The organism is Psychromonas sp. MME2 (genome assembly GCF_040566515.1).
Classification (GTDB): Bacteria; Pseudomonadota; Gammaproteobacteria; order Enterobacterales; family Psychromonadaceae; genus Psychromonas.
In genome coordinates, this window is record NZ_JBEWXI010000012.1 from 455,365 (window position 1) to 480,932 (window position 25,568).

Annotated in this window: 20 protein-coding genes, 5 tRNA genes and 2 pseudogenes; 9 read left to right on the forward strand and 18 right to left on the reverse strand. The window is 38.3% G+C overall.

Going from position 1 to position 25,568, the window contains the following annotated elements; translation table 11 throughout:
• Nucleotides 1-74: 74 nt before the first annotated feature.
• Nucleotides 75-371, forward strand: a complete 297-nt coding sequence (locus tag AB1A03_RS12615; protein ID WP_354624988.1) for a DUF1244 domain-containing protein — start codon at nucleotides 75-77, stop codon at nucleotides 369-371.
• A gap of 16 nt (nucleotides 372-387) precedes the next feature.
• On the opposite strand, the gene AB1A03_RS12620 is transcribed toward AB1A03_RS12615, so the two are convergent.
• A complete protein-coding gene (locus tag AB1A03_RS12620; RefSeq protein WP_354624990.1) occupies nucleotides 388-1,176 on the reverse strand; it encodes a class I SAM-dependent methyltransferase in 789 nt (262 codons plus the stop codon).
• A 101-nt stretch (nucleotides 1,177-1,277) separates the two neighbouring features.
• Between AB1A03_RS12620 and AB1A03_RS12625 the strand changes: the two genes are divergently transcribed.
• Nucleotides 1,278-1,631 (forward strand): hypothetical protein, encoded by a 354-nt coding sequence (locus tag AB1A03_RS12625; protein ID WP_354624991.1) that lies wholly within the window; start codon nucleotides 1,278-1,280, stop codon nucleotides 1,629-1,631.
• Between the two features lie 432 nt (nucleotides 1,632-2,063).
• Here the strand turns inward: AB1A03_RS12625 and AB1A03_RS12630 are convergent.
• The 15 genes and pseudogenes from AB1A03_RS12630 to nadK form a co-directional block, all read right to left on the reverse strand.
• Nucleotides 2,064-2,148: transfer RNA gene (locus tag AB1A03_RS12630), tRNA-Leu, on the reverse strand.
• A 7-nt stretch (nucleotides 2,149-2,155) separates the two neighbouring features.
• Nucleotides 2,156-2,230, reverse strand: a tRNA-Gln gene (locus AB1A03_RS12635).
• 56 nt (nucleotides 2,231-2,286) lie between these two features.
• Nucleotides 2,287-2,361, reverse strand: a tRNA-Gln gene (locus AB1A03_RS12640).
• 55 nt (nucleotides 2,362-2,416) lie between these two features.
• Nucleotides 2,417-2,501: transfer RNA gene (locus AB1A03_RS12645), tRNA-Leu, on the reverse strand.
• A 13-nt stretch (nucleotides 2,502-2,514) separates the two neighbouring features.
• A tRNA-Met gene (locus AB1A03_RS12650) sits at nucleotides 2,515-2,591 on the reverse strand.
• A gap of 371 nt (nucleotides 2,592-2,962) precedes the next feature.
• Nucleotides 2,963-3,511 (reverse strand): sugar O-acetyltransferase, encoded by a 549-nt coding sequence (locus tag AB1A03_RS12655; protein ID WP_354624992.1) that lies wholly within the window; start codon nucleotides 3,509-3,511, stop codon nucleotides 2,963-2,965.
• Nucleotides 3,512-3,586: 75 nt separating this feature from the next.
• A complete protein-coding gene (gene ychF, locus AB1A03_RS12660) occupies nucleotides 3,587-4,678 on the reverse strand; it encodes a redox-regulated ATPase YchF (RefSeq protein WP_354624993.1) in 1,092 nt (363 codons plus the stop codon).
• Between the two features lie 51 nt (nucleotides 4,679-4,729).
• On the reverse strand, nucleotides 4,730-5,320 hold the full coding sequence (gene pth, locus AB1A03_RS12665; RefSeq protein WP_354624994.1) for an aminoacyl-tRNA hydrolase: 591 nt from the start codon (nucleotides 5,318-5,320) through the stop codon (nucleotides 4,730-4,732).
• 2 nt (nucleotides 5,321-5,322) lie between these two features.
• Nucleotides 5,323-5,928, reverse strand: a complete 606-nt coding sequence (locus tag AB1A03_RS12670; protein WP_354624995.1) for a 50S ribosomal protein L25/general stress protein Ctc — start codon at nucleotides 5,926-5,928, stop codon at nucleotides 5,323-5,325.
• Between the two features lie 243 nt (nucleotides 5,929-6,171).
• On the reverse strand, nucleotides 6,172-7,119 hold the full coding sequence (locus AB1A03_RS12675; protein ID WP_354624996.1) for a ribose-phosphate pyrophosphokinase: 948 nt from the start codon (nucleotides 7,117-7,119) through the stop codon (nucleotides 6,172-6,174).
• A 47-nt stretch (nucleotides 7,120-7,166) separates the two neighbouring features.
• Nucleotides 7,167-8,040 (reverse strand): annotated as a pseudogene (ispE, locus tag AB1A03_RS17380) (4-(cytidine 5'-diphospho)-2-C-methyl-D-erythritol kinase).
• Between the two features lie 60 nt (nucleotides 8,041-8,100).
• Nucleotides 8,101-8,688 carry a lipoprotein insertase outer membrane protein LolB gene (lolB, locus tag AB1A03_RS12690; protein ID WP_354624999.1) on the reverse strand — a complete coding sequence of 196 codons (588 nt, stop codon included), beginning with the start codon at nucleotides 8,686-8,688 and terminating at the stop codon, nucleotides 8,101-8,103.
• Between the two features lie 92 nt (nucleotides 8,689-8,780).
• The gene (locus tag AB1A03_RS12695) at nucleotides 8,781-10,640 is read right to left on the reverse strand and encodes a TIGR00341 family protein (RefSeq protein ID WP_354625000.1); all 1,860 of its coding nucleotides are present in this window, start codon (nucleotides 10,638-10,640) and stop codon (nucleotides 8,781-8,783) included.
• Between the two features lie 237 nt (nucleotides 10,641-10,877).
• Nucleotides 10,878-12,551, reverse strand: coding sequence for a DNA repair protein RecN (recN, locus tag AB1A03_RS12700; RefSeq protein ID WP_354625001.1), 1,674 nt, complete (start codon nucleotides 12,549-12,551; stop codon nucleotides 10,878-10,880).
• A gap of 113 nt (nucleotides 12,552-12,664) precedes the next feature.
• Nucleotides 12,665-13,564 carry an NAD(+) kinase gene (gene nadK, locus AB1A03_RS12705; RefSeq protein WP_354625002.1) on the reverse strand — a complete coding sequence of 300 codons (900 nt, stop codon included), beginning with the start codon at nucleotides 13,562-13,564 and terminating at the stop codon, nucleotides 12,665-12,667.
• A gap of 191 nt (nucleotides 13,565-13,755) precedes the next feature.
• Here nadK and grpE point away from each other — a divergent pair, with 191 nt between their 5' ends.
• From grpE to bamJ, 4 genes and pseudogenes are all read left to right on the forward strand, one after another.
• A complete protein-coding gene (gene grpE / locus AB1A03_RS12710) occupies nucleotides 13,756-14,355 on the forward strand; it encodes a nucleotide exchange factor GrpE (protein ID WP_354625003.1) in 600 nt (199 codons plus the stop codon).
• A 161-nt stretch (nucleotides 14,356-14,516) separates the two neighbouring features.
• Nucleotides 14,517-16,439, forward strand: a complete 1,923-nt coding sequence (dnaK, locus tag AB1A03_RS12715) for a molecular chaperone DnaK (RefSeq protein WP_354625004.1) — start codon at nucleotides 14,517-14,519, stop codon at nucleotides 16,437-16,439.
• Between the two features lie 109 nt (nucleotides 16,440-16,548).
• Nucleotides 16,549-17,668: pseudogene (gene dnaJ, locus AB1A03_RS12720) on the forward strand (molecular chaperone DnaJ).
• Between the two features lie 218 nt (nucleotides 17,669-17,886).
• Nucleotides 17,887-18,507, forward strand: coding sequence for a BamJ family beta-barrel-assembly machinery protein (gene bamJ / locus AB1A03_RS12725; RefSeq protein WP_354625005.1), 621 nt, complete (start codon nucleotides 17,887-17,889; stop codon nucleotides 18,505-18,507).
• Between the two features lie 63 nt (nucleotides 18,508-18,570).
• On the opposite strand, the gene AB1A03_RS12730 is transcribed toward bamJ, so the two are convergent.
• A complete protein-coding gene (locus tag AB1A03_RS12730) occupies nucleotides 18,571-19,533 on the reverse strand; it encodes a cobalamin biosynthesis protein CobD/CbiB (protein ID WP_354625006.1) in 963 nt (320 codons plus the stop codon).
• Nucleotides 19,534-20,229 (reverse strand): 5'-methylthioadenosine/S-adenosylhomocysteine nucleosidase, encoded by a 696-nt coding sequence (gene mtnN, locus AB1A03_RS12735; protein WP_354625007.1) that lies wholly within the window; start codon nucleotides 20,227-20,229, stop codon nucleotides 19,534-19,536.
• 143 nt (nucleotides 20,230-20,372) lie between these two features.
• Here mtnN and tyrS point away from each other — a divergent pair, with 143 nt between their 5' ends.
• The 3 genes from tyrS to AB1A03_RS12750 all read left to right on the forward strand — a co-directional run bounded on the left by tyrS (nucleotide 20,373) and on the right by AB1A03_RS12750 (nucleotide 25,557).
• Nucleotides 20,373-21,641, forward strand: coding sequence for a tyrosine--tRNA ligase (gene tyrS / locus AB1A03_RS12740; protein ID WP_354625008.1), 1,269 nt, complete (start codon nucleotides 20,373-20,375; stop codon nucleotides 21,639-21,641).
• Nucleotides 21,642-21,724: 83 nt separating this feature from the next.
• Nucleotides 21,725-22,630 (forward strand): tRNA modification radical SAM protein MnmL/YtqA, encoded by a 906-nt coding sequence (gene mnmL, locus AB1A03_RS12745; protein WP_354625009.1) that lies wholly within the window; start codon nucleotides 21,725-21,727, stop codon nucleotides 22,628-22,630.
• Nucleotides 22,631-23,034: 404 nt separating this feature from the next.
• Nucleotides 23,035-25,557, forward strand: coding sequence for a diguanylate cyclase domain-containing protein (locus tag AB1A03_RS12750; protein ID WP_354625010.1), 2,523 nt, complete (start codon nucleotides 23,035-23,037; stop codon nucleotides 25,555-25,557).
• The last annotated feature ends 11 nt before the right edge of the window (nucleotides 25,558-25,568 follow it).

Here is a 25,568-nt window from a genome sequence, read left to right on the forward strand (position 1 = left end):
TTGTATAAATTTTTCTGAGAATATTCAGGGCTTCAAGCTATGATAGTTAATAATTATGATAAAAAGGAATAAGCATGACTAGTGAAGAACAAATTAAAATTGAAGCGGCTGCATTTCGACAACTATTAAAACACCTAGATAGTCGCAAGGATGTACAAAATATTGAGTTAATGAATTTGGCCGGATTTTGTCGCAATTGTTTATCCAAATGGATGGTTGAAGAGGCTAAATTGTCTGACCTTTCCCTTGATTATGAGCAGGCCAGAGAACATGTTTACGGTATGCCTTATGAGCAATGGAAAGAGAAGCATCAACAACCCGCCAGCGAAGAGCAAATGGCGGTTTTCCATGCGTTACAGGCGAAAAAATAAGTACTGGGCAGGGAAGTTACTCCGATAACTTTATTGCCCATAGTTTTTCAAATTCGACCATCTTTTTATGTTTCACTGAATTATTATGTTTGTTTCGGTCAACCTCATTAATAAATGGGCCGACTTGACACATAGAGCAACAATTATTTAGTTGATACATTGCCGGCGTTAGCTGTTTAGCGAGTGAATGATTTTTGTGTAGACTCCATGCATAGGTGATCCCTCTTGTATCCTTGACATGTTTATCACGATCTACGTTACGCACTCTGTAATTTGGGAAATTATCTATATTAAAGGGGCTTGACCCGAGATAGTGAATATCGGTATCAATATGTAAGGCATTTTCTATATTCCACTGGCGGTATGGATTGACATCTTTAGAGGTTATAAAACAGAGCTGTTGACCTTTGGGATCAAGAAAATGTGCAAAAGAATGTACTAAAAAACTGCGTAATAAAGCTCTATTTAAGGTATTAACATTAATGCCATTACAGCGTGCTTTATACTCTTCTAAGGATTTGAATCCAGGTAGTAATGGAAATTGAAATATGACCAGATCAAAGCTATGTTTTGTTAACCCCTGCCACGTTTTAGGGGCGGTAACGTCAAATTCAAATAATACTTGAATCTTATTTTCTGTGAGTTGTTGATAAAATAGGTCATCATATTTATCACGCATCGCTTCTAGAGAATCATAAACCGTGGCTGTTAGCGTTGCAGGTCCATAGGTTGTTTGCAATGCATTGGAAAATGATAAATCACCATCGCCAATGGTTAAAATACGCCAGTTTTTTTCAAGGATCATGCGGTAATACTCTAAACAATAAATTAGCGTTGTAATTTAACATGTTATGAACGTTAATATCGCTTTCAAAATATAAAAAATATTATAACGAGGAATTAGCAATGATGAATAAAAATGTATTTAGTTACTGTTTATTACTCTGTTTATCTTTTTATATTAATAGTAGTAATGCAGCACAAATTATAGATTCTGAAAATAATAATAATACCTATCAAATAGGGCGAATGGTACAAAAAATCCAAATAGCACTAGATACTTTCGATGAAAAGCAGTCGTTACAGATTATCGTAGCTTATGGAACAGATTCCCGATATTACATGATGATTCGAGGTTGGCTCTTTCAAGAGCTCGTTGCCGTTGAGAGCCAATTATATGCGGCTAAAAAAGCACAAGTGAAACAAGCTTTTCAAGATAAATCAAATTTTTTAAAAAAAGCAATTAGAGCAATTGATTAGAATAGGAATGATTAGCAATTGCAATAAATTGTAGTAGCTGAACCTATCTTAGTTTTCTTCCTTTCATTTTCTTACAGGCATAAAAAAACCAGCAATAAGCTGGTTAATTTATTTCTTTATCTCGATAAAGAATGGTGCGGAATGAGAGACTTGAACTCTCACACCCTTCGCGTTCTTTAAGGAATAGCTGAACCTATCTTAGCTTTCTTCCTTTCATTTTCTTACAGGCATAAAAAAACCAGCAATAAGCTGGTTAATTTATTTCTTTATCTCGATAAAGAATGGTGCGGAATGAGAGAGTTGAGTTTTTACACCCTTCGCGTTCTTTAAGGAATAGCTGAACCTATCTTAGCTTTCTTCCTTTCATTTTCTTACAGGCATAAAAAAACCAGCAATAAGCTGGTTAATTTATTTCTTTATCTCGATAAAGAATGGTGCGGAATGAGAGACTTGAACTCTCACACCCTTCGATACTAGAACCTAAATCTAGCGCGTCTACCAATTCCGCCAATTCCGCAAAAAAGTGGCTGGGATAAGAGGATTTGAACCTCTGAATGCCGAGATCAAAACCCGGTGCCTTACCGCTTGGCGATATCCCAGTTGTAAGTTTATACTTCTTCAAGTTTACCAATTTGTTTACACAAATTAGTGAAAGTGGCTGGGATAAGAGGATTTGAACCTCTGAATGCCGAGATCAAAACCCGGTGCCTTACCGCTTGGCGATATCCCAACTGTTATTTTTTAAGAGTGAATTCTCTATAGGTAATTCTTTATTAAATAAAGAATGGTGCGGAAAGAGAGACTTGAACTCTCACACCTTACGATACTAGAACCTAAATCTAGCGCGTCTACCAATTCCGCCATTTCCGCAACTAAAAGTAAATGGTGGCTACACCGAGATTTGAACTTGGGACCCCATCATTATGAGTGATGTGCTCTAACCAGCTGAGCTATGTAGCCATTTTACTTTGAATCTCAACCTTGTCTGTTACCAGCAACGTTTCGATGGGGCGCATTATGCGGATATCGATGATTGTCGTCAACTGATTTTTGAGAAAAAAAGTTATTTTTCTTTCGTTTGCTTAAATGCTAGACAAGTTGTTTTTATTTTAAACAGATAAAGTGCAATTTTCAATAGCGAATACTTTTCTTAAATAGCATTCTCATCACAAATAAGTTTGCAGCGGTCACGCAACACAAGGTGCCATTCTATTTGTTAACGACAAGCGCGTTACGATGTGAATATGAGTAAGATATGAAATAGAGAGGGAAAGGCGTCTATAGCGCTTTTATTGGCTTTAAAAGCGCAGCGTGATGTAAATATGTTTAGGCTATTTATCTAACCGTTTAATTAATTTAGCGGGTTGACCGCCGACCATTGTATCTGCTGCAACATTTTTGGTTACTACTGAGCCTGCTGCAACGACAGAACGCGCTCCTATTGTTACTCCTTGGCAGATAACGACATTACCGCCAATCCAAACATCATCTTCGACAACAATGGGCAGGCAAGTTGTTTTCCACTCTCTACGTTGACGATAATCGAGCGGGTGAGAAGGGGTATAGAATTGTGCATTGGGGCCAATGAGAACATGCTTACCAATGGTTATTGGTGCATTATCTAGCATCATTGCCCCCATGTTGATAAATGTTTTTTCACCGATTGAGATTGTTTTTCCATATTCACAGTGAAATGGAGGATAAATATAGCTTGTTTCAGCCATTTTTTTTAATAATCTCATAAAAAATGGTCTGCTATTTTGTAGTGTATTTTGATTGATTCGCTGCAATAGATTAAATGCTTGTTCTCGCATTGCCAGCAATTCGGGATCAAAATCATCCCATTCTATATTTAATTGCATTTTTTCAAATTCGGTCACAGTTAAAAACCTCAAATTACGTATATAAAAAAAGCAACCGAGGTTGCTTTTAAATTATTTCAATTTAACGCTTACTTAAACGTTAAAGCGGAAGTGGATCACATCACCATCTTGAGTAACGTAATTTTTGCCTTCTAAGCGCCATTTTCCTGCTTCTTTAGCACCAGATTCACCTTTAAATTGTACAAAGTCATCAAATCCAATCACTTCTGCACGAATGAAACCACGCTCAAAATCACTATGAATAACGCCTGCTGCCTGTGGTGCTGTCGCACCTATTTTTACCGTCCAAGCACGCACTTCTTTAACACCTGCTGTAAAGTAGGTTTGTAAGTGTAATAGTTGATAGCCGCTATAGATAACACGATTTAATCCTGCTTCTTCTTGACCTATACCTTCTAAAAACTCTTTTTTATCTTCTTCGTCGAGTTCGGCAATTTCCGATTCAATCGCGGCACATACAGGCACGACAACCGATCCTTCTTTTTCTGCAATTTCACGTACGATGTCTAAATATTCATTATCTTCAAAACCATCTTCACTTACATTGGCAATATACATTGTTGGCTTGCCAGTGAGAAAGTTAAGATAAGCAACGGCTTGTTTTTCTTCTTTTTCTAACGCTAATCCTCGAACCATGCCATCATTTTCAAGGTGGGCTTTAATCTTCTCTAAAACAGGCAGTTCGAATTTTGCGTCTTTATCGCCGCCTTTCGCTTTTTTAGCGATACGTAAAATACTACGGTCACAACTTTCTAAATCTGCTAATGCGAGTTCTGTATTGATTGTTTCGATATCGCCTTTAGGATCAATTTTTCCTGCAACATGGATAATATTATCATCTTGGAAACAGCGTACTACGTGACCTATTGCATCGGTTTCACGGATATTAGCGAGAAATTTATTACCTAGTCCTTCACCCTTTGATGCACCTTCAACTAAACCTGCAATATCCACAAATTCCATGGTTGTTGGTAAAATACGTTGTGGGTTTACAATAGCGGCGAGTTGATCAAGACGCGGATCAGGTACCGGAACGATGCCGGTATTTGGCTCAATAGTACAAAATGGAAAGTTAGCTGCTTCAATGCCCGCTTTAGTTAACGCGTTAAATAATGTTGATTTCCCAACATTTGGTAAACCGACTATGCCACATTTGAAACCCATGATTGTTATCCTATTTTGTTAGTTATTTATGAGGTGGTTTTAATTATAATTCTATTCAGCTTTAAAACTATGTAATCGATTCATTGCTTTTGCTAAGCCATCTTGCCCTAATATGTGGGTGCAACGTGCTGCTTCATCGATAGTTTGGTCAATTAGATTTTGTTCGCTACTTGGGGCTTTGCCCAGTACATAACCACTGACTCTATTTTTATCACCAGGATGGCCAATACCAATACGTAGGCGATAAAAATTCTTATTATTACCCAGTTTATTAATAATATCTTTTAAACCATTATGGCCGCCATGACCGCCACCTAATTTAAATTTTGCAATACCAGGAGGGAGGTCTAGCTCATCGTGTGCAACAAGGATCTCTTCTGGCTTAATATTATAAAAATTCGCCATTGCAGCAACAGATTTGCCACTTAAATTCATATAGGTTGTTGGTACCAAAAGACGCAGATCATGACCTGCAAAGTGAATACGTCCGGTGAGGCCGTAAAATTTTGCTTCTGCTTTAAGTGAGATATTTTCTTGGGAGGCGAGTTGATTTATGTACCATTGCCCAGCATTATGTCGGGTGTTTGCATATTCGGGGCCTGGATTAGCCAGGCCCACAAGCAATTTAATTGCTACTGCCACAATTATTCAGCAGTTTCTTCTTCAGCAGCCGGAGCTGTTTTAGAAAGAGAGATAGAAACTAAAGCTTGGTCATGGTCACTACCTTTTAGTAGCTCAACAGACTCAACACCTTTTGGCAGTACTAAATCAGAGATATGAATGGTATCACCGATTGCCATTTTGCAGATATCTACTTCAATAAATGATGGTAAATCTGCTGGTAGACAAGTTACTTCAAGTTCGTTTGCTGTATGTGCAACAACACCACCATTTTTAACAGCTTCAGCTGTTTCTTCATTGATGAAGTGTAGTGGAACAATAGTGTGAAGTTTATGAGTAGCATCAACACGTAATAGATCTAAATGTTGAATTAAATCTTTAAATGCATGACGTTGTACGGCTTTAAGTACAACTTGCTCTGAAACACCATCAATTTCAACATTAAGAACAGAAGAGTAAAATGCTTCAACAGATTCTACTTTACGTAATTCTTTTTGTTCAAAAGTTACAGATACTGGCTCTTTGCCTGCACCGTAAACAATTCCAGGTACAAGGTCTGTATGACGAAGGCGGCGGCTCGCACCTTTCCCTAAATCAGTACGGACTGTTGCGATTAATTTAATAGACATGGTTTAACTCCAATAGTGAGAGCGTGATTAAATCGTAGCTCTGCAAATTTAAAATAGGTTATATCTTGCGACCAGATACAACCACCTTATCTAACTGCGAAATAGAGGCATATAAAAAAGGCGCGCTATGATAACGTAGGAAATTTATTTTGTACAATGTTAAAGCAAATTTAAAGGATAAAAAAACGCTTATTAGTTACCCTAATAAGCGTTATGCAATTTTATAAAATTAATTTTATAAAATTAGTAGTGGAACATTGCTGAAATTGACTCTTCATTACTAACGCGACGAATCGCTTCTGCAAGCATGCCACTTAATGTTAATTGCTTAACTTTACCCGTTGCAATAAGCTCATCTGAAAGCGGGATAGAGTCAGTTACAATGAATTCATCAATGACAGAGTTTTTGATGTTTTCAACGGCTTTACCTGAGAATACGGCATGTGTTGCGTATGCATATACAGAAAGCGCGCCACGTTCTTTAAGGGCTGCAGCTGCTTGACATAGGGTGCCACCAGTATCGATCATATCATCAACGATGATACAATGACGTCCTTCAACGTCACCAATTAGGTGCATGACTTGGGCAACATTTGCTTTTGGACGGCGTTTGTCAATGATAGCAAGGTCTGCATCATCCAATAGTTTCGCATGTGCACGAGCACGAACAACACCACCGATATCAGGTGATACAATCATTGGATTATCGAGTTTTTTCTCTAACATATCTTCTAAAAGAACAGAGCTGCCAAATACGTTATCGACAGGTACATCAAAGAAACCTTGAATTTGTTCTGCGTGAAGGTCCACCGTTAATACGCGGTCAACTCCAACATTCGATAAAAAGTCGGCGACTACTTTTGCTGTAATAGGAACACGGCTTGAACGCACTCGACGATCCTGACGAGCATAACCAAAATAAGGAATAACAGCAGTAATACGGCCAGCTGATGCACGACGAAGTGCATCGATCATGACGATTAATTCCATTAAGTTGTCATTCGTTGGGGCACAAGTCGATTGCACGATAAAAATATCATCTCCACGCACATTCTCGTTAATTTGTACGTGAATTTCACCATCACTAAAGCGTCCTACTTCTGCGCTTCCTAATTTAATGAAAAGGCGATCAGCAATTTTTTGTGCTAGATCGGGTGTGGCGTTACCTGCAAATAGTTTCATATTTGGCACTGTGAGGACCTCTGTCATCCTGTTGAATTTGTGTTAATAGCAACATGCTAATTAACAATATTTTGTTGATTTTGATCTAGAGTGGATAATAATTCATTTAGTGGTGAATTATTTAAACCTTGAGTGGTGCGAATATTCAACCACTTAGGCGCTTTATCCATTACAACTTGGGCTTCACTTGCATTATTAAAGGTGCTAAAAACACATCCTCCCGTTCCAGTTAACCTAGTCGGTGCGTATTCTACCAACCACTCTATTATCTTGGCAACCTCGGGGTAGTTATTTTTTACACAAGTTTGGCAATCATTTTCCCATGCCTGTTGCATTAATCGTTGATGGGGTTGCTTACGTGTATCACGTGTTAGCTCTGGATCCCCAAAAACAAGGGGCGTAGAGACATGGCATGAGGGGATGGCTAGCAGATAATAGTTTTCAGTTGGAGTTACTGGGCTTAATATTTCCCCAATCCCTTCTGCAATAGCGGCTTTACCAAAAATAAATAGGGACATCGGCCCCGAGTGTCATACTCAATTTAGCTAATTGTTGTCTGTCCAACTGGAGTTGCCAATGGTAATTTAATGCCACTAAGGTCGTTGCTGCATCGGATGAGCCTCCCCCTAAGCCCCCACCCATAGGTAGATTTTTTTCAACATTAATATTCGCACCGAGATGTTTTGGCGCTGATTTTTTTAATAACATGGCGGCCTTATAGATAAGGTTGTCTTCTAATGCAATATTAGCAATAGCGCCAGATAGTGTTATTTCACTAGATGAATTAGGTGTAATAGTTAAGTAGTCACAAATATCGATAAATTGAAATAGGGTCTGTAATTCGTGATAGCCATCTTGGCGTTGTCCATTGATATATAGAAAAAGATTCAATTTAGCAGGGGCTGGCCAACGAATTGTTTGAATTTTCATATTTTATTGTCACTATAAATATTGGGTTCAGGATATAAATGCATTGGATTTGTTGTCAGATTATTCAATGTGCCATTCAGAGATGGCAAATTTAAGTCGCAAATCGTGGTGTTTGAGTTGAATGCTGTAAGGCAAGTTAATGCCCTGTGTTGCTTCATATTGTTGGTATTCGACTAGCCAGTCACTTTTTTCTAAGTCATGACCAGATAGCGTTGCAACATTGTTATGGTCGTTAAGTTGATAGCGAGCACCGTTTGGGTTTCCTTTAATCCATTGTTGCAGGTTATCAATAGGTAACGTTAATCCCGATAATTGTTTAATTAACAGTTGTGCATCATCACCCCAATATATTTTGCCATCATCATCGGTAATCTTCGTTCCTTGTTCACTTTTTTGGATGTCTAAAATAGTGGTCCCTATAAAGGTAGTGAGATTAATATGAAAGTCATCGCCTGTTTGCTGCCAATGTATATTTAAGCTGCGTCTTTCCTTTGTGGTGAAGAACGCTATTTTGCCGTGAAAATCCCAATTATGTAACGCTTGCAACCGCGCTTGGTGTTGCTGCCATGATGATATCTGTGGCGCTGGTCGTTGCGCACATCCACTAACGAACAATACAAGAAGAAGAGAAAACAATAATTTTTTCATAAAAACGATACCGATATTAAATGCGAGGATTTAGCGAACAGGATAGTAGCAAATCTATTCATTAGGGTCAGCTTTACTTATTACATTTGTTATCATCGACGAATAATAACCTGTGCTTCCATTATAATTGTGCGTTGTAATTGTGACTCTATTGCTGCTTTTATCGTATCGAGTTCTTCATCAGTTATGCCGCTAGGGGAAACTAATTCAATGGATAACGATAAGGGGTGTACCGCTCTTGCATGAACTTGACGAATAGTTACTTCACCGATTTGCCTCCCTTGTAATTGATGTATGATAGATGATTCATCCGATAACCGCATAAAACTAATGACCAGTGGCACACTAACAATTAATACCGCTATAAAGGCGATAGTTAACCCTTTTTTAGCACGATTAAAAGGGGCAAAACCTAACACTAAAAAAGTTAAAGCCGCAGCTAATACGATACCTGCTAAGTTAGTGAAAAAGAGTAATAATGCGCCCCAAGCAACATTAAAATTGAGCCATCCTAAGCCGATGCCAGTTACAGCAAGTGGTGGAACTAAGGCGACAGCAATGGCCACACCTGCCATGCTTTTTGCGGCTTCAATACGGGCATGTGCATAGGCACCAGCGATGCCGGAGATAATTGCCACGGCTAAATCTAGCAAATTGGGGCTTAACCTAGCCGCTATCTCTGGTGTCACTGTTTTCATGGGCATGATAAAGCTACCTAAGGAGGCGAATCCAAGTGATAAACATAGACCTATTGAGAGTGTTTTTATACTGTTGCTTAACAGTTGTGGATCTTGCCTTACTAACGCCATTGATAGGGATATAATAGGGGCCATTAAAGGGGCTAAGATCATTGCGCCGATGATCACGGGTGCGGAACTTGCAAATAATCCAACACTTGCTAATAAAGTCGCTAAAACCATTAGTGTTAAAAATGTGGGGGAAGCTGAAGCGTTTTCACGTAATAGTTGATAAAGCTCTTTGAACTCATCCGTTGCAGCACAGGCGATGAATGGTAGTTCTTTGCAGACCATAGCGGAAATCGCTTCACCTGAAGGTAAGCGTGATATTTTTCTCTGCTCTTTATGATTCGACGATGTCTCATTTATTGGTAAGGCATCACTCACTAACAGATTCAATACCCGAGCCTCTGTAGTAATAGTCAACTGCTCTGCTTGATGGTCATGGCCATCAATTTTATAACTGACCTCATTTTCACTGCTAAGTGTAAATGATTTGGTTTTTAATAATCCAAGAAAGTTCGGCAGTTTAACTCTTCGATGTAGCGGTGCCATGGTAAAAAAACGGAGAATTTCCATCGAACTACGAGGAGCAACAATCATGGCGTGACACATGCCATCATTAATATCAGTATCTGGTAAAATATGCTGGGATAAGGATGAACCATAGGCATGGTCAATGATAACTAAACCAATGGCTGCAGTGCTAAAGCAATTTTCATTTTCGGTTGTAAAACTCATTTTTTGTGGTCTGAGCATGCGAATTTTCGAGATACTTTTGATGGCAAATTGTATCCGTTCTCGCCAACTCAAGCTTTTCGCTGTAGGGAGTAGATTAAAACATTCACCGAGTACCACTGAGCTTAAAACTAATTGGCCATTACAGCGTAGTATATCGACTTTCTTGGGCGGAGCGAGTTGTGCTTGTTGAATTGCTTGTTGTAAATTATCTTCGACGCAGAATCCTCGGCGTGCATAATAGGATTGTTTATGGGGTAAAATAGCGAGAAACCATTGCCCTGCAATTGCTGCTTCAATAATTGCAGGGGCATTTGTATCACTGACATAGGCATACACTCTACTTTCGGAGCTAAATTTTGCCGGCGCATCATTTACCCACTCTTTTGGTAAGACCTTGTCGGTAAAAAAAGGTAAGATGTTTGCGCTAATTTGTTCTTTTGTTTCATTATCAAAAAGTAAAAAACTATCGGACATATCCCTATCTCTGATTGATAAAAGATAGCCATAGTATGGTATTGCATTGTTATTAAAGCAACTCATACCAATCAACATAAGTATCTGATCTATCTTATTGGTAAAAATAAGGGATAGTTAGGTTACATGCAATCGCAATAGCCAGCTATTACTCATCATCCACCTTTTGATCTCTTATTTTTCCTCAATACGCATATTTTAAACTGATGAATGGTCGCTTATTTATTATTCAGTAACTTATTTAATAAGTAACTCCTGGGCGTTAGCAAGAGTGCGTTCGGTAATGCTATCACCACCTAATAATCGTGCGAGTTCCTTAATTCGGGCATCGGTATTGAGTTTTTTCATGGTGGTGTTAGTTGTTTTGCCATCGCTCTGTTTGCCAACAAACATTTGGTGGTGGCCATTTCCAGCTACTTGTGGAAGATGTGTAACACAAAAGATTTGTGTATTTTCGCCTAAGCTGCGTAATAACTTGCCAACAACAGCGGCAGTGGCTCCACTAATTCCCACATCAACTTCATCAAAAATTAGTGTCGGAGTGGATATACGCTGACTAATAATGACTTGGATAGCTAAACCGATACGTGATAATTCACCACCAGAGGCTATTTTTCCTAACTCTGCTAATTCTTGTCCTGCGTTGGTTGCGACTTGAAATTCAATACTATCAATGCCAAGTGGGCTTAAATATTTATTCTTACTTTGTTCTAAGGAGACGTGGAAGCGGCCATCTTCCATATTTAATTGTTGGATACTTTTGGTTATCTTTTGACTGAGTTCCTTGCTGTAACGTATGCGACTTTTACTTAATTTTTCAGCGTGTTGAAAATAGCTCTGCTCTGCTTGCTGTAGTTCAATGGTTAGTTCTTCTATCTGCGCTTCGCTATTATTGAGCTGTCTATACTCTTTACTTAATTTTTGATGAAATGGGTAGAGCATCTCTGGCTGTATTTGATGTTTACGTGCCAAAGAGAGCGCTTCACTCATGCGATTTTCTAATGTTTGAAAATGTTCAGGATCTAATTCTAAGTTGTCACTAAAATGACGCAGTTCATAACTCGCCTCTTCAATTTGAATGAGTGCCTCCTGTAAGCTATTAACGATGGGAGATAATTGCGCATCGTTATCAATTTGCGCCTCAAGTCTGGATATGCTTTTTCTGAGTAATGTGAGTGCATCGATTTCATCACCATCACAGAGTTGGTCAAGACTTATTTGACAGCTATCTAAAAGTGCACCACTGTTGGCTAAACGTTTATGCTCTTGTTCAATTTGTTGGAATTCATCTTCAGCCAATGCAAAATTATCTAATTCTTCAATTTGATACTCCAAAAGCTGTTTACGTGCTTGTTTTTCTTGTAATGAAAGTTGCTGCTGTTGCAATTGTTTATTTAAGAAGTGCCACCCTTGGTAAGTATCTTTTACCTTTTGCAGTAATTGGTGATGCCCGGCGTAATCGTCAATAATATTAAGCTGTATATCATTTTTTAAAAGGCTCTGATGAGCATGTTGACCATGGATATTGACCAATAGTTGCCCAAGGCTTTTTAGCTGAGAGAGTGGAACAGGGGTGCCATTAATATAAGCTCGTGAACGACCTTCTTTCGTTATGATGCGGCGCAATAAGCATTCATTATTATCTGCGGTATTTTCGAGATCGTTATTTTTAAGCCAAGTCACTGCATTCGGCGTATCATTTAAGGTAAAACGGGCATTAACTTCTGCTTTATCAGAATCTTGACGTATCATATTGATTTCTGCTCGAGTGCCTAAACATAGGCCTAATGCATCTATCGCAATTGATTTACCAGCTCCAGTTTCACCGGTGATGGTCGTCATTCCCTGATGAAAATCGAGTTCTAAAAATTGTACAATGGCAAAATGTTGGATAGTTAACTGGCTAAGCATGATGATCACATCCCTAAAACTGTTATAAAGACTGGTTTTAAACAGAGTTTAATACTGTTTTTTTAAACAGTAAAGTGGGTTGTGCTTTTTATTGATACTTTTTGTGATGATTATTAAAAAAGTTTATTGCCCCAGCCTAGTTTATTTTGTAATACATGGAAATAGTTATAGTTTTTGGGATGAACTAATTTTAACTGATGTGTTGTCTTTTTGATAATCACTTCATCACCCGGTAACACAGATAAATTGACATGGCTATCGCAACTTATTTGCATTTCAGTACTATTGTTTTGTGACATTTTTAAGCGTACACAGCTATTAGCATCAATCACAATAGGGCGGCTATTTAAGGTATGTGGAAACATTGGAAGTAAGCTGATAGCGTCTAAATTGGGGGTTAAAATAGGGCCGCCTCCGGAGAGAGAATAAGCCGTTGAACCCGTTGGCGTCGATATAATTAATCCATCGGCACGTTGGTTGAGCATGAAGTTATCATTAACGTAAACTTCAAATTCAATCATGTGTGCTATTTTATCGGGATGCAGAACGGCTTCGTTTACCGCAGTATTGGTACTTTTCATGTGGCCGTGACTGTGCACTTGGGCTTCTAATAAAAATCGATTTTCAGTTTGATAGTTACCTTTTAGTACTTCTGCCAATGGCTGCTCAAAGTTATCGGGATCAAGATCCGTTAAAAAGCCTAAATTGCCTCGATTCACACCGATTACTGAGATATTAAAACGGGATAAAACACGTGCTGCACCGAGCATATAACCATCGCCACCAATCACGATGGCTAAATCACAGAGCCGGCCAATTTTAAGTAAGTCTGCTTTTATTACGTTATCAAAGGGGAGATCGTCAGCAACGCGGCAATCGACCACGATATTGAGCTTATGTTTGAGTAGAAACGCGTATAAAGCTAATAAAGTTTGTTTAGCCTCGGGATGTTGTGGCTTTGCAATTAAGCCAATGGTTTTAAATTCAGAAATATCAGTATGTTGGCCAGTCATGAAAAACCTTTAAAAAGAGGTGTTGTGAAGTGTAAGTATAACGCTATTATTTTTTTTAGAATAGCATTTGTGTAATAACTAATGATCGTAAAGAATTTCATTTAATTGCAGTTAAAGTCTTGAAACGGTCGTTATCGCCCCCATACTAGCTGCAACTTAATGATTTCAAGTAAAGATAGGGTAAATAAGTTATGAGTGAAGAAAATAAAGTAGCTGATGAAGCGTTAGATGCAGTTGATGCAGTAGCAAGTGATGAACAGATTAAAGCAGAAGCTGAAGTTGAAACCGAATCAGAGGTTGGTGCTGAGGTTGATCTTGTCTCTGAGCTTACTAAAAAATTAGCCTTAGCTGAGAAAACTATTAATGATCAAAAAGAATCTGTGCTTCGCGCCCAAGCGGATATGGAAAATTTACGTCGTAGAGCAACGCTGGATATAGAAAAGGCACATAAATTTGCACTGGATAAATTTGCCGATGGTTTATTACCTGTCATTGATAGTTTAGAAATGGCTATCAGTCATGCTGACAAAGAAGACGAAGCGTTAAAACCAATGGTTGATGGGGTTGAGCTAACGTTGAAATCAATGCTCTCTACCATCGAAAAATTTGGTCTGAAAATGATCGATCCACAAGATCAAGAGTTTGATCCTGAGAAACACCAAGCGATGAGCATGCAAGCTGTTGCTGGTGTTCCTGCTAATAAAGTTATTGCGGTAATGCAAAAAGGCTATGAATTAAATGGTCGCCTAATTCGTCCTGCGATGGTCATGGTTTCTAAGGCCGCCGATTAAGCGTGATTGACGCAAGAAGTTTTAACCTTAAAAATTTAACTTTTTTTTCAGATAAACCTTGAAAGTAAAAAATAGCCCCATATATAGAGAGTATCAAAGCAGCAATACTAAATCAGAAAATGCTGACTTTACATAATGAATAAAATTGGAGAGACAAAAAAATGGGTAAAATAATTGGTATTGATTTAGGTACAACAAATTCATGTATTTCTGTCATGGATGGTAATGTTGCTAAAATTATTGAAAATGCAGAGGGCGATCGTACAACGCCATCAATTATCGCCTACACTGAAGGCGGTGAAATCTTAGTTGGTCAACCAGCTAAACGTCAATCAGTGACTAACCCTACAAATACATTATTTGCGATTAAACGACTAATCGGTCGTCGTTTTGAAGATGAAGAAGTACAACGTGATATCAAGATCATGCCTTACAAAATTATCAAATCAGATAATGATGATGCATGGGTTGAAGCGCGTGGTAAGAAAATGGCGCCGCCACAAGTCTCTGCTGAAGTTTTGAAAAAAATGAAGAAAACAGCGGAAGATTACTTAGGTGAAGCGGTTACCGGTGCTGTTATTACTGTGCCTGCCTATTTTAACGATGCACAACGTCAAGCAACGAAAGATGCGGGGCGCATCGCTGGCTTAGATGTAAAACGTATCATCAATGAGCCAACGGCTGCAGCATTTGCATACGGTGTTAATACATCTAAGGGTGACAGCGTAGTTGCGGTATACGACTTAGGTGGCGGTACATTTGATATTTCAATCATTGAAATTGATGAAGTAGACGGCGAAAAAACCTTTGAAGTATTAGCGACAAATGGTGATACCCACCTTGGTGGTGAAGATTTTGATAACCGTTTAATCAATTACTTAGTGAGTGAATTTAAAAAAGACCAAGGCTTTGATTTATCGAGCGACCCATTGGCAATGCAACGTGTTAAAGAAGCAGCAGAAAAAGCTAAAATTGAGCTTTCATCTGCACAGCATACCGATATTAATTTACCTTACATCACTGCTGATGCATCTGGTCCAAAACATCTTAATATCAAGGTTACGCGTGCAAAACTTGAATCGCTTGTTGAAGATATGGTTAAAGCGACACTTGAACCACTTCGTATTGCCCTAAAAGATGCTGATTTATCTGTTGGTGAAATCAACGATGTAATTTTAGTTGGTGGCCAAACGCGTATGCCACTGGTACAAAAAACAGTAGCTGAGTTCTTTGGTAAAGAAGCGCGTAAAGATGTAAATCCTGATGAAGCTGTGGCAATGGGTGCTGCGATTCAAGGTGCGGTATTGTCTGGTGATAAAACAGATGTATTGTTATTAGACGTGACACCATTATCAATGGGCATTGAAACTATGGGTGGTGTGATGACTAAGGTTATTGACAAAAATACCACTATCCCAACCAAACAGTCACAAACCTTTTCAACGGCCGAAGACAACCAAAGTGCGGTTACTATTCACATTTTACAAGGTGAGCGTAAACGTGCTGCGGATAATAAGTCGCTTGGTCAGTTTAATCTTGAAGGTATTCGTGCTGCAACCCGTGGTACTCCACAAATCGAAGTGACTTTTGATATGGATGCTGATGGTATACTACATGTATCAGCGAAAGACAAAGATACGAATAAAGAGCAAAAAATAACCATTAAATCAAATTCTGGTTTAAGTGATGATGAAATTGAACAAATGGTGAGAGATGCTGAAGCGAATGCCGAAGCGGATAAAGTGTTTGAAGAAGTTGTACAGGCTCGCAACCAAGCAGATGCAATGATCCATGGAACACGTAAACAAATTGAAGAAGCTGGTGATGCATTACCTGGTGATGAAAAAGAGAAAATTGAAGCGGCTATCAAAGAATTAGAAGATGTTCTAAAAAGTGAAGACAAAGCTGCAATTGAAGCTAAAACAACAGCCCTTGCTGAAGCATCACAAAAGCTAATGGAAATTGCACAACAAAAAGCACAAGCTGAACAAGCGGGTGGTGCAGAGCCGACTCAGAAAAATGAAAAGCAAGATGATGATATCGTTGATGCTGAGTTTGAAGAAGTAAAGGATGATAAAAAGTAATTCGAAAAAACTAAATTTTCAATGAGTTACTCTTTATGTTAAATAATGCGGGTTATGGTTTGTCTATAATCCGCATTATTGTTTAAATTTCATAAGTTTGAGAAATAAAATGGCAAAACGAGACTGTTATGAAGTACTAGGTATCACCCGAAGTGCAACAGAAAAAGAGATTAAAAAAGCGTATAAACGCTTGGCTATGAAGTACCATCCCGACCGTACAAAAGGCGATGGTGAGCTTGAAGAGAAATTTAAAGAGCTACAGGGTGCATACGAAATTTTAAGTGATCCACAAAAGAAAGCGGCTTATGATCAATATGGTCACGAAGGCGTCAACCAAGGCCAGGGTGGATTTGGTCACGGTGATTTTGGTGATCAGTTTGGTGATATTTTTGGTGATATTTTTGGTGGTGGTAGACGTGGTGGCGCTCAACGCCCAATGCAAGGTGCCGACCTACGCTATAATATGGATTTGACGCTTGAAGAAGCGGTGAAAGGTATTTCCAAAGAGATCCAAGTACCAACTTTAGTTCATTGTGAACAATGTAATGGTTCTGGTGCGAAAAAGGGGACTGATGCAAAAACATGTGGAACTTGTCATGGACAAGGTCAAGTGCAAATGCGTCAAGGATTTTTTGCTGTCAATCAGACCTGTCCTACCTGTCGTGGTAAAGGTAAAATCATTACAGATCCTTGTCATAAGTGTCATGGTCAAGGGCGCTATGAAAGAAGTAAAACCCTATCTGTGAAAATACCAGCAGGGGTTGATACTGGCGATCGTATTCGCTTAAGTGGTGAGGGCGAGGCTGGTGAAAATGGTGCTCCAGCGGGCGATTTATATGTGCAAATGAATGTCTTGCAGCATGAAGTTTTTGTGCGTGATGGCAATAATCTTTATTGTGAAGTGCCTATTAGCTTTACAGAAGCCGCTTTGGGGGGCGAAATAGAAGTACCGACTCTTGATGGTCGAGTCAAACTGAAAATTTCGGCTGAAACTCAAACGGGGCGAATTTATCGCATGCGCAATAAAGGTATTAAATCTGTGCGCAGTAATGCCGTTGGTGATTTATTATGTAAAGTGATCGTTGAAACACCAGTGAAACTATCTGCTAAACAGCGAGAATACGAAAGAGTTTGAATCTCTTTGTTCTTCTAGTTCAGGAAAACATAAACCTAAATCGGAAGGTTTTTTGGCTAGCTTAAAAACATTCTTTGATGATTTAAGTAGTTAATTTCCATTATTTTACCAATCGGCATAAAATACCATCCTCGTGATGGTATTTTTTTATTTATTTTAAAATATCCCTTTAAAAATAAATTTGCTGCCCCATATCTACTTATTAACAATATAAAATATCAGTTACTATTTTCGTTGTTATCGCTAAAGAATTAAATTTTAATAAAGAATAAGTGCGTTAGGCGCTGTTCTTTCACTACAAGAGAAATATATATGTCTGAATTACAACTAAACACACAAGAGCAGCAAGTAAGTTACGGTATTGGTTTGCAAATGGGTGAGCAGCTAGCTTCTAATCCATTTGAAGGGCTTGATATTTCAGCTGTTTCTCAAGGACTGAAGGATGCATTTGCGGGTCTTGAAAGTAAAGTTAGCCAAGCTGATTTACAAGCTGCTTTCCAAGTTATCTCTGAACGTATGCAAGCTGTAGAAGCGGAACAAGCAAAAGTACTTGGTGCTGCAGGCGAAGCATTTCTTGCTGAAAATGCGAAGAAAGAAGGCGTTGTAGTGACTGAATCAGGTCTTCAATATGAAGTTATCTCTGCTGGTGAAGGCGAAAAACCGACTGCAGCTTCAACGGTTCGTGTTCACTACCATGGTTCTTTAATTGATGGTACTGTATTTGATAGTTCTGTTGAACGTGGTCAACCTGCTGAATTCCCTGTAGGTGGTGTGATTGCTGGTTGGACGGAAGCGTTACAATTAATGCCTGTTGGTGCTAAATATCGTTTAGCTATTCCTGCAGACTTAGCATATGGTGCTCGTGGTGCGGGTGCGGCGATTGGTCCCCACTCTACATTAGTATTTGATGTTGAGTTATTAGAGATTAAATAACAGCAAATCCGATTATAAACGATTATTGCCAGCCCTTCATTTAGTGATAGATGAAGGGCTTTTTTAATGGATTTTAGTTATAAAAGTAAGGATTAATGGAAAAAAAGTATAACCAGAGATGCACATTAACCAGAACCAAGCCGTTAAACGAATACGCTGTAGGGAGAGGGAGATTGACTCTATTGTCGGGGAGATATCATTACCAAGGGCGGCATAATTTATTTTTTGTGTTTGGTAAAGACGTACTCCGCCTAAACTAATATGCATACTCAAAGCAAAGCTTGCTAGCATTAATCCCGATGAAAAATGGTGCCAGTGAATACTCTGTTTAAATTTTGTTGGTAAATTTTCAAGTGGCTTGTCATATAATGCAAAGGTAAAGCTGACTAGGAGATGTACCGGAAATAACATCAGTGAGTAGATCAATGATGGAATAGTGCTTAGTGCGTCGAACTCTTCTCTTTTTTTATTCCATTGCTGCGCACAAATTTGAATGGTGCGATAAAATAACGCGCCATAAATCCCCGTTAATAGATACCAAAAAATAACCGCAAACCAGGAGTTCGCTAATTGTAAAACCATGGATTCAATGGTTGCCTTATTAACGCCTAGTGGCGATAACGGCTTAGTCTGCCGCTCTGTTAAAGTCGCTAGCGTATATTTTGCTTGTGCTAATTTATTGTGTTTTAAGGCATTGATTATCTCTTTATAAGCACTGCTTTTATCGTGCCATGACAACAATATAAACAATAGCATAACGTTAATGATAATCGGCTTATAAACGACATTATAGAGTTGGCTAATGATTAATATTGTGGGTAAATAGATGAGACAAATCGATAACACACTTGCTAAGCGTTTATAGCTATCGCTACGTGTCTCTAAATTAACTTTTTTAGCAATCTGCTGAAACATTAATTCTACTGCCGAAATGGGGCTAAGATCTTTCGGCAGCGAAATAAAGAAAGAGGCAACAGCAATGCTTATAAAACTAAAGAAGTCGCTATATTGCTCAATAAATTGCATTTAATCGATTCGTTTTAGAATTGCTTCAACAAGTATAGAAGCATTTTTGGCAGCAATGGGTAAATATTGTTCAAATGAGAGTTCTGATTTCTTACCTGCAATATCAGATAAAGAGCGAATAATGACAAATGGCATGTGAAATTGGTGGCAAACTTGCGCTATTGCGGCTGCTTCCATTTCACAGGCTGCCATAGTTGGAAAGTTATTAAGTGCCACGGCTGCTTTATTTGGATTGGCCATAAAAATATCACCAGAGCAGATAAGCCCTTGTATTATTTTCAATGAATCTAACGTTTGTGCTGCTTGTTGTGCAATATCGATTAGTTTTTGATCTGCTTTAAAAGCGGCAGGTAGCTGAGCCATTTGTCCTATTTCATAGCCAAAGGCCGTTAAATCTACGTCATGAAAACGCACTTCTGTAGAAATAACAATGTCACCAACATTGAGCGAACTGTCATAACCGCCTGCAGATCCCGTATTAATGATGATATTCGGCGCGAATTTTTCTAATAATAGGGTTGTCGCAATAGCTGCAGCTACTTTTCCGATTCCTGATTTAGTTAAAATAACCTCTTTTTTCTCTAATTCACCTTGGTAAAATTCACATCCAGCAATGATAGTCGTTTGTACATTACTCATTTTTTCTTTTAGAAGGCGAACTTCTTCATCCATTGCACCAATAATGCCTATTTTCATCGGTTTTACTCTTTAAACTATTATTAAAACGCTGATGTTAACATAAAATTTGCTAGATCTTCACTCTATGGTTTTTTTGTGTGCGCTAACTGTGTAAAATCGCCCCCACTAAAAGTTGATCAAGCTAAACTAGGAAAAAATAGATGAATGCCTTACTTGAAGATTTAAAAGCACGCGGACTTGTTGCGCAAACAACAGCTGATGAAGAATTACATGAACATCTATCGGAAGGCTGTAAAACTCTCTATTGTGGTTTCGATCCAACGGCGGACAGTTTGCATATAGGTAGCTTAGTGCCGCTTTTAACGTTAAAACGTTTTCAACAAGCAGGGCATAAACCGTTGGCGTTAGTGGGTGGCGCAACAGGTTTAATTGGCGATCCAAGTTTTAAAGCCGCAGAACGTAAACTCAACAGTGATGACATAGTAGAAAGTTGGGTGAGCAAAATAAAAACACAAGTGAGTGCTTTTATTGAATTTGGTGATCAAGAGAACTCAGCTGAAGTGGTTAATAACCTTGATTGGATCGGTAAAATGGATAGTATTTCATTTTTACGCGATGTGGGTAAACATTTTAGTGTGAATGCAATGATTCAAAAGGAATCGGTTAAACAACGTATTGAACGCGAAGGTTCGGGTATTTCATTTACTGAATTCAGTTACATGTTATTACAATCCTATGATTTTGCTGCACTAAATAAAGCAAACGGTTGCTCATTACAAATTGGTGGTTCTGATCAGTGGGGAAATATCACTGGGGGAATTGAACTAACTCGCCGTATGAATAAAGAGAAAGTATTTGGCCTAACGCTTCCTTTGGTAACTAAAGCGGATGGCACTAAATTTGGTAAAACCGAGTCGGGTACTATTTGGTTAGACGCAGAGAAAACATCTCCCTATGCCTTTTACCAATTTTGGATCACCACACTAGATGCTGATGTTTATAAATTTCTAAGATACTTTACCTTTTTGTCTATCGAACAGATCGCCGCTATCGAAGAAAAGGATAAAACCATAGCCGGACGTCCAGAAGGGCAGACAATTCTTGCTCAAGAAGTGACCCGTATCGTTCATGGTGAAGCTGGGCTTGCATCGGCACAACGTATTACTGAAGCACTATTTTCTGGTGATTTAAGTCAATTGTGTGAATCTGATCTAGCGCAGCTCGCGCAGGATGGGTTGCCAACGACGCTCGTTGAAGGTGAACAAAAATCATTAGTTGAATTACTCACTAGTTGTGAATTGGCTAAGTCCAATAAAATGGCGCGTGAATTTATTAACAACGGTGCGGTGAGTGTTAACGGTGAGAAACAAGTTAATAGTGAAGCCGTACTTTATAAAGCCGATGCTTTATATGGTAAATATACATTGATGAAACGTGGTAAACGTCTATTTAACCTATTTATTTGGTAAGTAAGATAATTTATTGAATTTGTTATTACAAAGCCGTTATAGCTCAACGTCCGCTATAACGGCTTTTTATTTGGAATCATTTGATGCAGCTCACTGACTTTGTGACAACCTTAGGAGCAGATTTGAAGCTTCGCTATGGGGAAAAAGTACATAAATTAACATTGCATGGGAACTTTAGCTGTCCTAATCGTGATGGTACGTTAGGGTTAGGCGGCTGTACTTTTTGTAGTGTTGCTGCCTTTGCCGATGAAGGACAAGCTGCATATAGCATCGAAAATCAATTACAGCTTCGCGCTCAAGAAGTGATCCATAAAGCGACTAAATATCTAGCTTATTTTCAAGCATATACAAGTACCTATGCAGAAATAGAGCAATTAGCATCATTATATGAACAAGCAACGCTAAATAGTAACATCGTAGGTCTTTGCGTTGGTACACGTCCTGATTGTGTCTCCGATGAGGTTTTAAATTTATTAAGCAGTTATCTTTTTCGTGGTTACGAGGTATGGCTAGAGTTAGGGTTACAGTCAGCGAATGATAAAACGCTTAAACGTATTAATCGTGGTCATGGTTTTGCTGAATATGAGGCGGTTTGTGTAAAAGCGCGAGCGAGGGGGATAAAAGTATGTACGCATTTAATACTAGGATTGCCTAATGAGCAGCAGAGCGATTACCAACAAACGTTAAATCAAGTAGTTGCGACAGGCGTTGATGGGTTAAAATTACACCCCTTGCATATCGTACGAGGTGCTATAATGGAAAAAGCATGGCAAGCGGGGCGATTAGCTACGTTGACATTAGAAGAGTATAGTCAAGCAGCGGTCTCTTTAATTCGTCATACCCCGGCTCATATTGTTTATCATCGTATTTCAGCGACGGCAAAACGCAGTGAGTTACTTGCGCCTATGTGGAGTGAAAAACGCTGGCCTGTACAGAATAGAATGGCCAAACTGATGCAACAACTCGGTGGACAGGGAAGTGCTTTATAATAAGTATGCGTATTTTTATTTAAAATAAGTGTATTATTAGTGGTTTATATAGCCTGCGACTTCAAAATGCAAAGTCAGCAAGAAAAAGTGTACCGAGATGCGAGGCTTAAAATAGAAGTATCGTTATACGACATAGCAATTTTTAACAAAACCAATTACTGTTATTTTCCTTGCTTTATGTGGCGCCAGACTGAAAACGTGCGTTACGCTGTAATGCGTGAAAGTGAATAAAATTTACCTTATGTTACGTCTTGAACTGGTATCCGAACTAGCGTATAGCAAAGCATATTGAGCTAATATGGGTATACGATATCTTAAGGAATATTTAAATTTATCTCGCTATTGCCGATTGAAATTTGCCAATGAAATAAATTTTTTTAATTCATACTGAACTGGATTTTACTATGATGAAATTTTTTTCTGTTTTCCCTTTATTAATCTGTTTTATGTCTGCTCATGCTGCGTTAAATGAGACAGAAAAGCCGTCAGTGCTTAACGTTTACATTGACCAAAACCTCCCCTATTCTGGATTTGATGCTAATCAAAAAGCGCAGGGAGTCGTTGTAGATTATTGGCAATTATGGTCAACACAGAGCGATATTGCAGTTAATTTTCATCCCTACAACAATGAATCTCTCTTTTATTTATTGAATTCGAATCCTATTGCTATTTATAGCGGCTTGCTGGCGAAAGAGCAGAATTTAGCTTCATTAGAAAAAGAATTGCTATTTGATTTTAAAGCTGATTTTTACTATTTATCTTCCCATAAGCAAGATATTGAGCATCGCATCGGTCTCGATGGAGGAGCTTTAATTGTTGGGGGCTTGTTTCCTCGGGCTCAGCAAATATTAGTTTTCGGCAACAACACGCAGGTAGTATACAAAGAGTATCCCGGTTTATTGGACTTATTTGTTGATATATATAGTGGCAAATTAGATGCTTTTATTTTGTTTAATAGTGGTCAGGGAGTGCGTCATATTGTTGATTGTATTATTTCTTTGCTATTTGAAAAAAGTTCTCACTATATTACATCTAAACCCTTCTTTGTTTATGTTCCTATTGAGCGAGAACTTGTATTAGATTGGATAAATTGGGGAAATCAGCTTGAGCAAGTCGAAGATAATACCCATTTGTTGCTAGAAAATGCTGAAAATCCTATATGGGGCGTTTCTAAAGATATGGCAACTAAATTATTTGTTTTTCTCTTTTTTATGTTGCTGGTAATTATCTTTAGCCATAGGAGACGCCGTAAGGATAAAGAATTTAAAAATATTTTAGACTCATCTCCCTATCCATTAGCTATTTTTTCATTAGATGGCCAGGACATCTATTACTTAAATAATGAACTTAAATCGTTATTTTCTTTCCATTACAAAAAAAATAAATATCTTTTTGAAGATATTGAAAATCAACAACAATTATCCTCTTTCATCAATAAAGCGAGCCATTTAGTTACAATTGATGAGCAACGCTTACATATTTTAGTTGATGGTAGTTTTCACGATGTTGAGATAAGCGCAAAGAGAGTTCATTATAAAGGTAAAACGGCTTGGTTTTGCTATTTTAAAGATGTTACCGCCCTATTGCGTGCCGAGCGCGAATTAACTGAAGAGCGAGAGTTGTTGCGTAAGGTGCTTGATTCCATTCCGGAACAAATTTCCTTTAAATCATCGAAAGGCACCATCATTGGCTGTAATAAAGCTTGGGCGACAGCGCATAATACAACGGTTAATCATGCAACAGGGCGTCGCATTGCTGATATGCTTCCTGCGCATGTCATTGAAAAGCAGAAGCGGCAAGAAGTTAATGTTTGGTTGGGAGAGATTTACAATAAACAAGAATGGATTAATGAAAATTATGATACATCAAGTTTAGTGAATTTTGTTAAATTGCCTTTATACAATGATAAAGGGGCTATTTTTGCGGTACTAAGTATTGATAGTGATATTACCGATTTTTATAATTTGAATGAACAGCTAAAAGAAGAACACTTAAAACGTCTGGAAGCTGAAAAATCGTTGTCTGTGCAACATTCATTATTGCGCAGAACATTAGAGGTAACAGATGATGCCCTAGTTATGCTTGATCAAGCGGGACGAATTACGGTTGCTAATAAATGCTTTGCAAAATTAATCAATGTAAATATGGAAAACTTGATAGGCTTGTCAGTGAGTGACGTTTTTTCAGATGGTCGTGCAGACTGGATTGAACGTGAAAATCAACTGTTAATAGAGTCCGGTAGCGCACACACATTTGAAGAGTTTCTTTTTGTGGATGGTGAAAAAAGATGCTATCAAATAGAAAAAAATGCATTCCATGATCAAGATAATGATTATAGTGGGATCGTTATTACTGCGCGAGATATTACATCGCAGAAGCAACATCAAGAAAAACAGCAGCTAGCTTCGGTGCAGATTGAATCTAAAATGGTAAATGATCAATTAACAGGTATCGCGAACCGTGATACTTTTGAATTACAATTTAAGCAACTTTGGCAAGATGCATATCAAGAAGAAGACCTGCTAACCCTTATTGTTTGTGATATAGATTGCTTTAAAGCTTATTGTGACAACTATGGAGTATTAGAAGGTGATCAATTGATCAAACACATTAGTCATGTTTTAGAAAAGTTTTGCATACAGTTTGGTTGCTTTGTCGCACGATATGATATTGATAAGTTTGTCATAATAACTAAAGGTGGTAATGCAACGAATGCTTTAAAACTTGCTGAAAATATTCGCATGGAAGTCGTGAGTGAAAAAATAGAGCATCTTTATTCATCGGTTAATCGTATAGTTACACTTAGTATGGGGCTATCAAGTTTGTTCCCAAGTGATCTCAATTCGACAAAAATATTGTTAGCAGAAGCAGAAGGCGCTTTACATATTGCAAAACAAACGGGAAAAGATCAACTTTATGTTCATTGATGTTAGGCACA

Coding starts and splice junctions, on each gene's coding strand:
- recN (WP_354625001.1), bottom strand. CDS start 12,551: ATGCTTAGCCAGTTAACTATCCAACATTTTGCCATTGTACAATTTTTA.
- lolB (WP_354624999.1), bottom strand. CDS start 8,688: ATGAAAAAATTATTGTTTTCTCTTCTTCTTGTATTGTTCGTTAGTGGA.
- AB1A03_RS12750 (WP_354625010.1), top strand. CDS start 23,035: ATGATGAAATTTTTTTCTGTTTTCCCTTTATTAATCTGTTTTATGTCT.
- AB1A03_RS12670 (WP_354624995.1), bottom strand. CDS start 5,928: ATGTCTATTAAATTAATCGCAACAGTCCGTACTGATTTAGGGAAAGGT.
- tyrS (WP_354625008.1), top strand. CDS start 20,373: ATGAATGCCTTACTTGAAGATTTAAAAGCACGCGGACTTGTTGCGCAA.
- AB1A03_RS12730 (WP_354625006.1), bottom strand. CDS start 19,533: ATGCAATTTATTGAGCAATATAGCGACTTCTTTAGTTTTATAAGCATT.
- AB1A03_RS12620 (WP_354624990.1), bottom strand. CDS start 1,176: ATGATCCTTGAAAAAAACTGGCGTATTTTAACCATTGGCGATGGTGAT.
- AB1A03_RS12625 (WP_354624991.1), top strand. CDS start 1,278: ATGATGAATAAAAATGTATTTAGTTACTGTTTATTACTCTGTTTATCT.
- AB1A03_RS12695 (WP_354625000.1), bottom strand. CDS start 10,640: ATGTCCGATAGTTTTTTACTTTTTGATAATGAAACAAAAGAACAAATT.
- ychF (WP_354624993.1), bottom strand. CDS start 4,678: ATGGGTTTCAAATGTGGCATAGTCGGTTTACCAAATGTTGGGAAATCA.
- nadK (WP_354625002.1), bottom strand. CDS start 13,564: ATGACTGGCCAACATACTGATATTTCTGAATTTAAAACCATTGGCTTA.
- mnmL (WP_354625009.1), top strand. CDS start 21,725: ATGCAGCTCACTGACTTTGTGACAACCTTAGGAGCAGATTTGAAGCTT.
- mtnN (WP_354625007.1), bottom strand. CDS start 20,229: ATGAAAATAGGCATTATTGGTGCAATGGATGAAGAAGTTCGCCTTCTA.
- grpE (WP_354625003.1), top strand. CDS start 13,756: ATGAGTGAAGAAAATAAAGTAGCTGATGAAGCGTTAGATGCAGTTGAT.
- dnaK (WP_354625004.1), top strand. CDS start 14,517: ATGGGTAAAATAATTGGTATTGATTTAGGTACAACAAATTCATGTATT.
- bamJ (WP_354625005.1), top strand. CDS start 17,887: ATGTCTGAATTACAACTAAACACACAAGAGCAGCAAGTAAGTTACGGT.
- AB1A03_RS12615 (WP_354624988.1), top strand. CDS start 75: ATGACTAGTGAAGAACAAATTAAAATTGAAGCGGCTGCATTTCGACAA.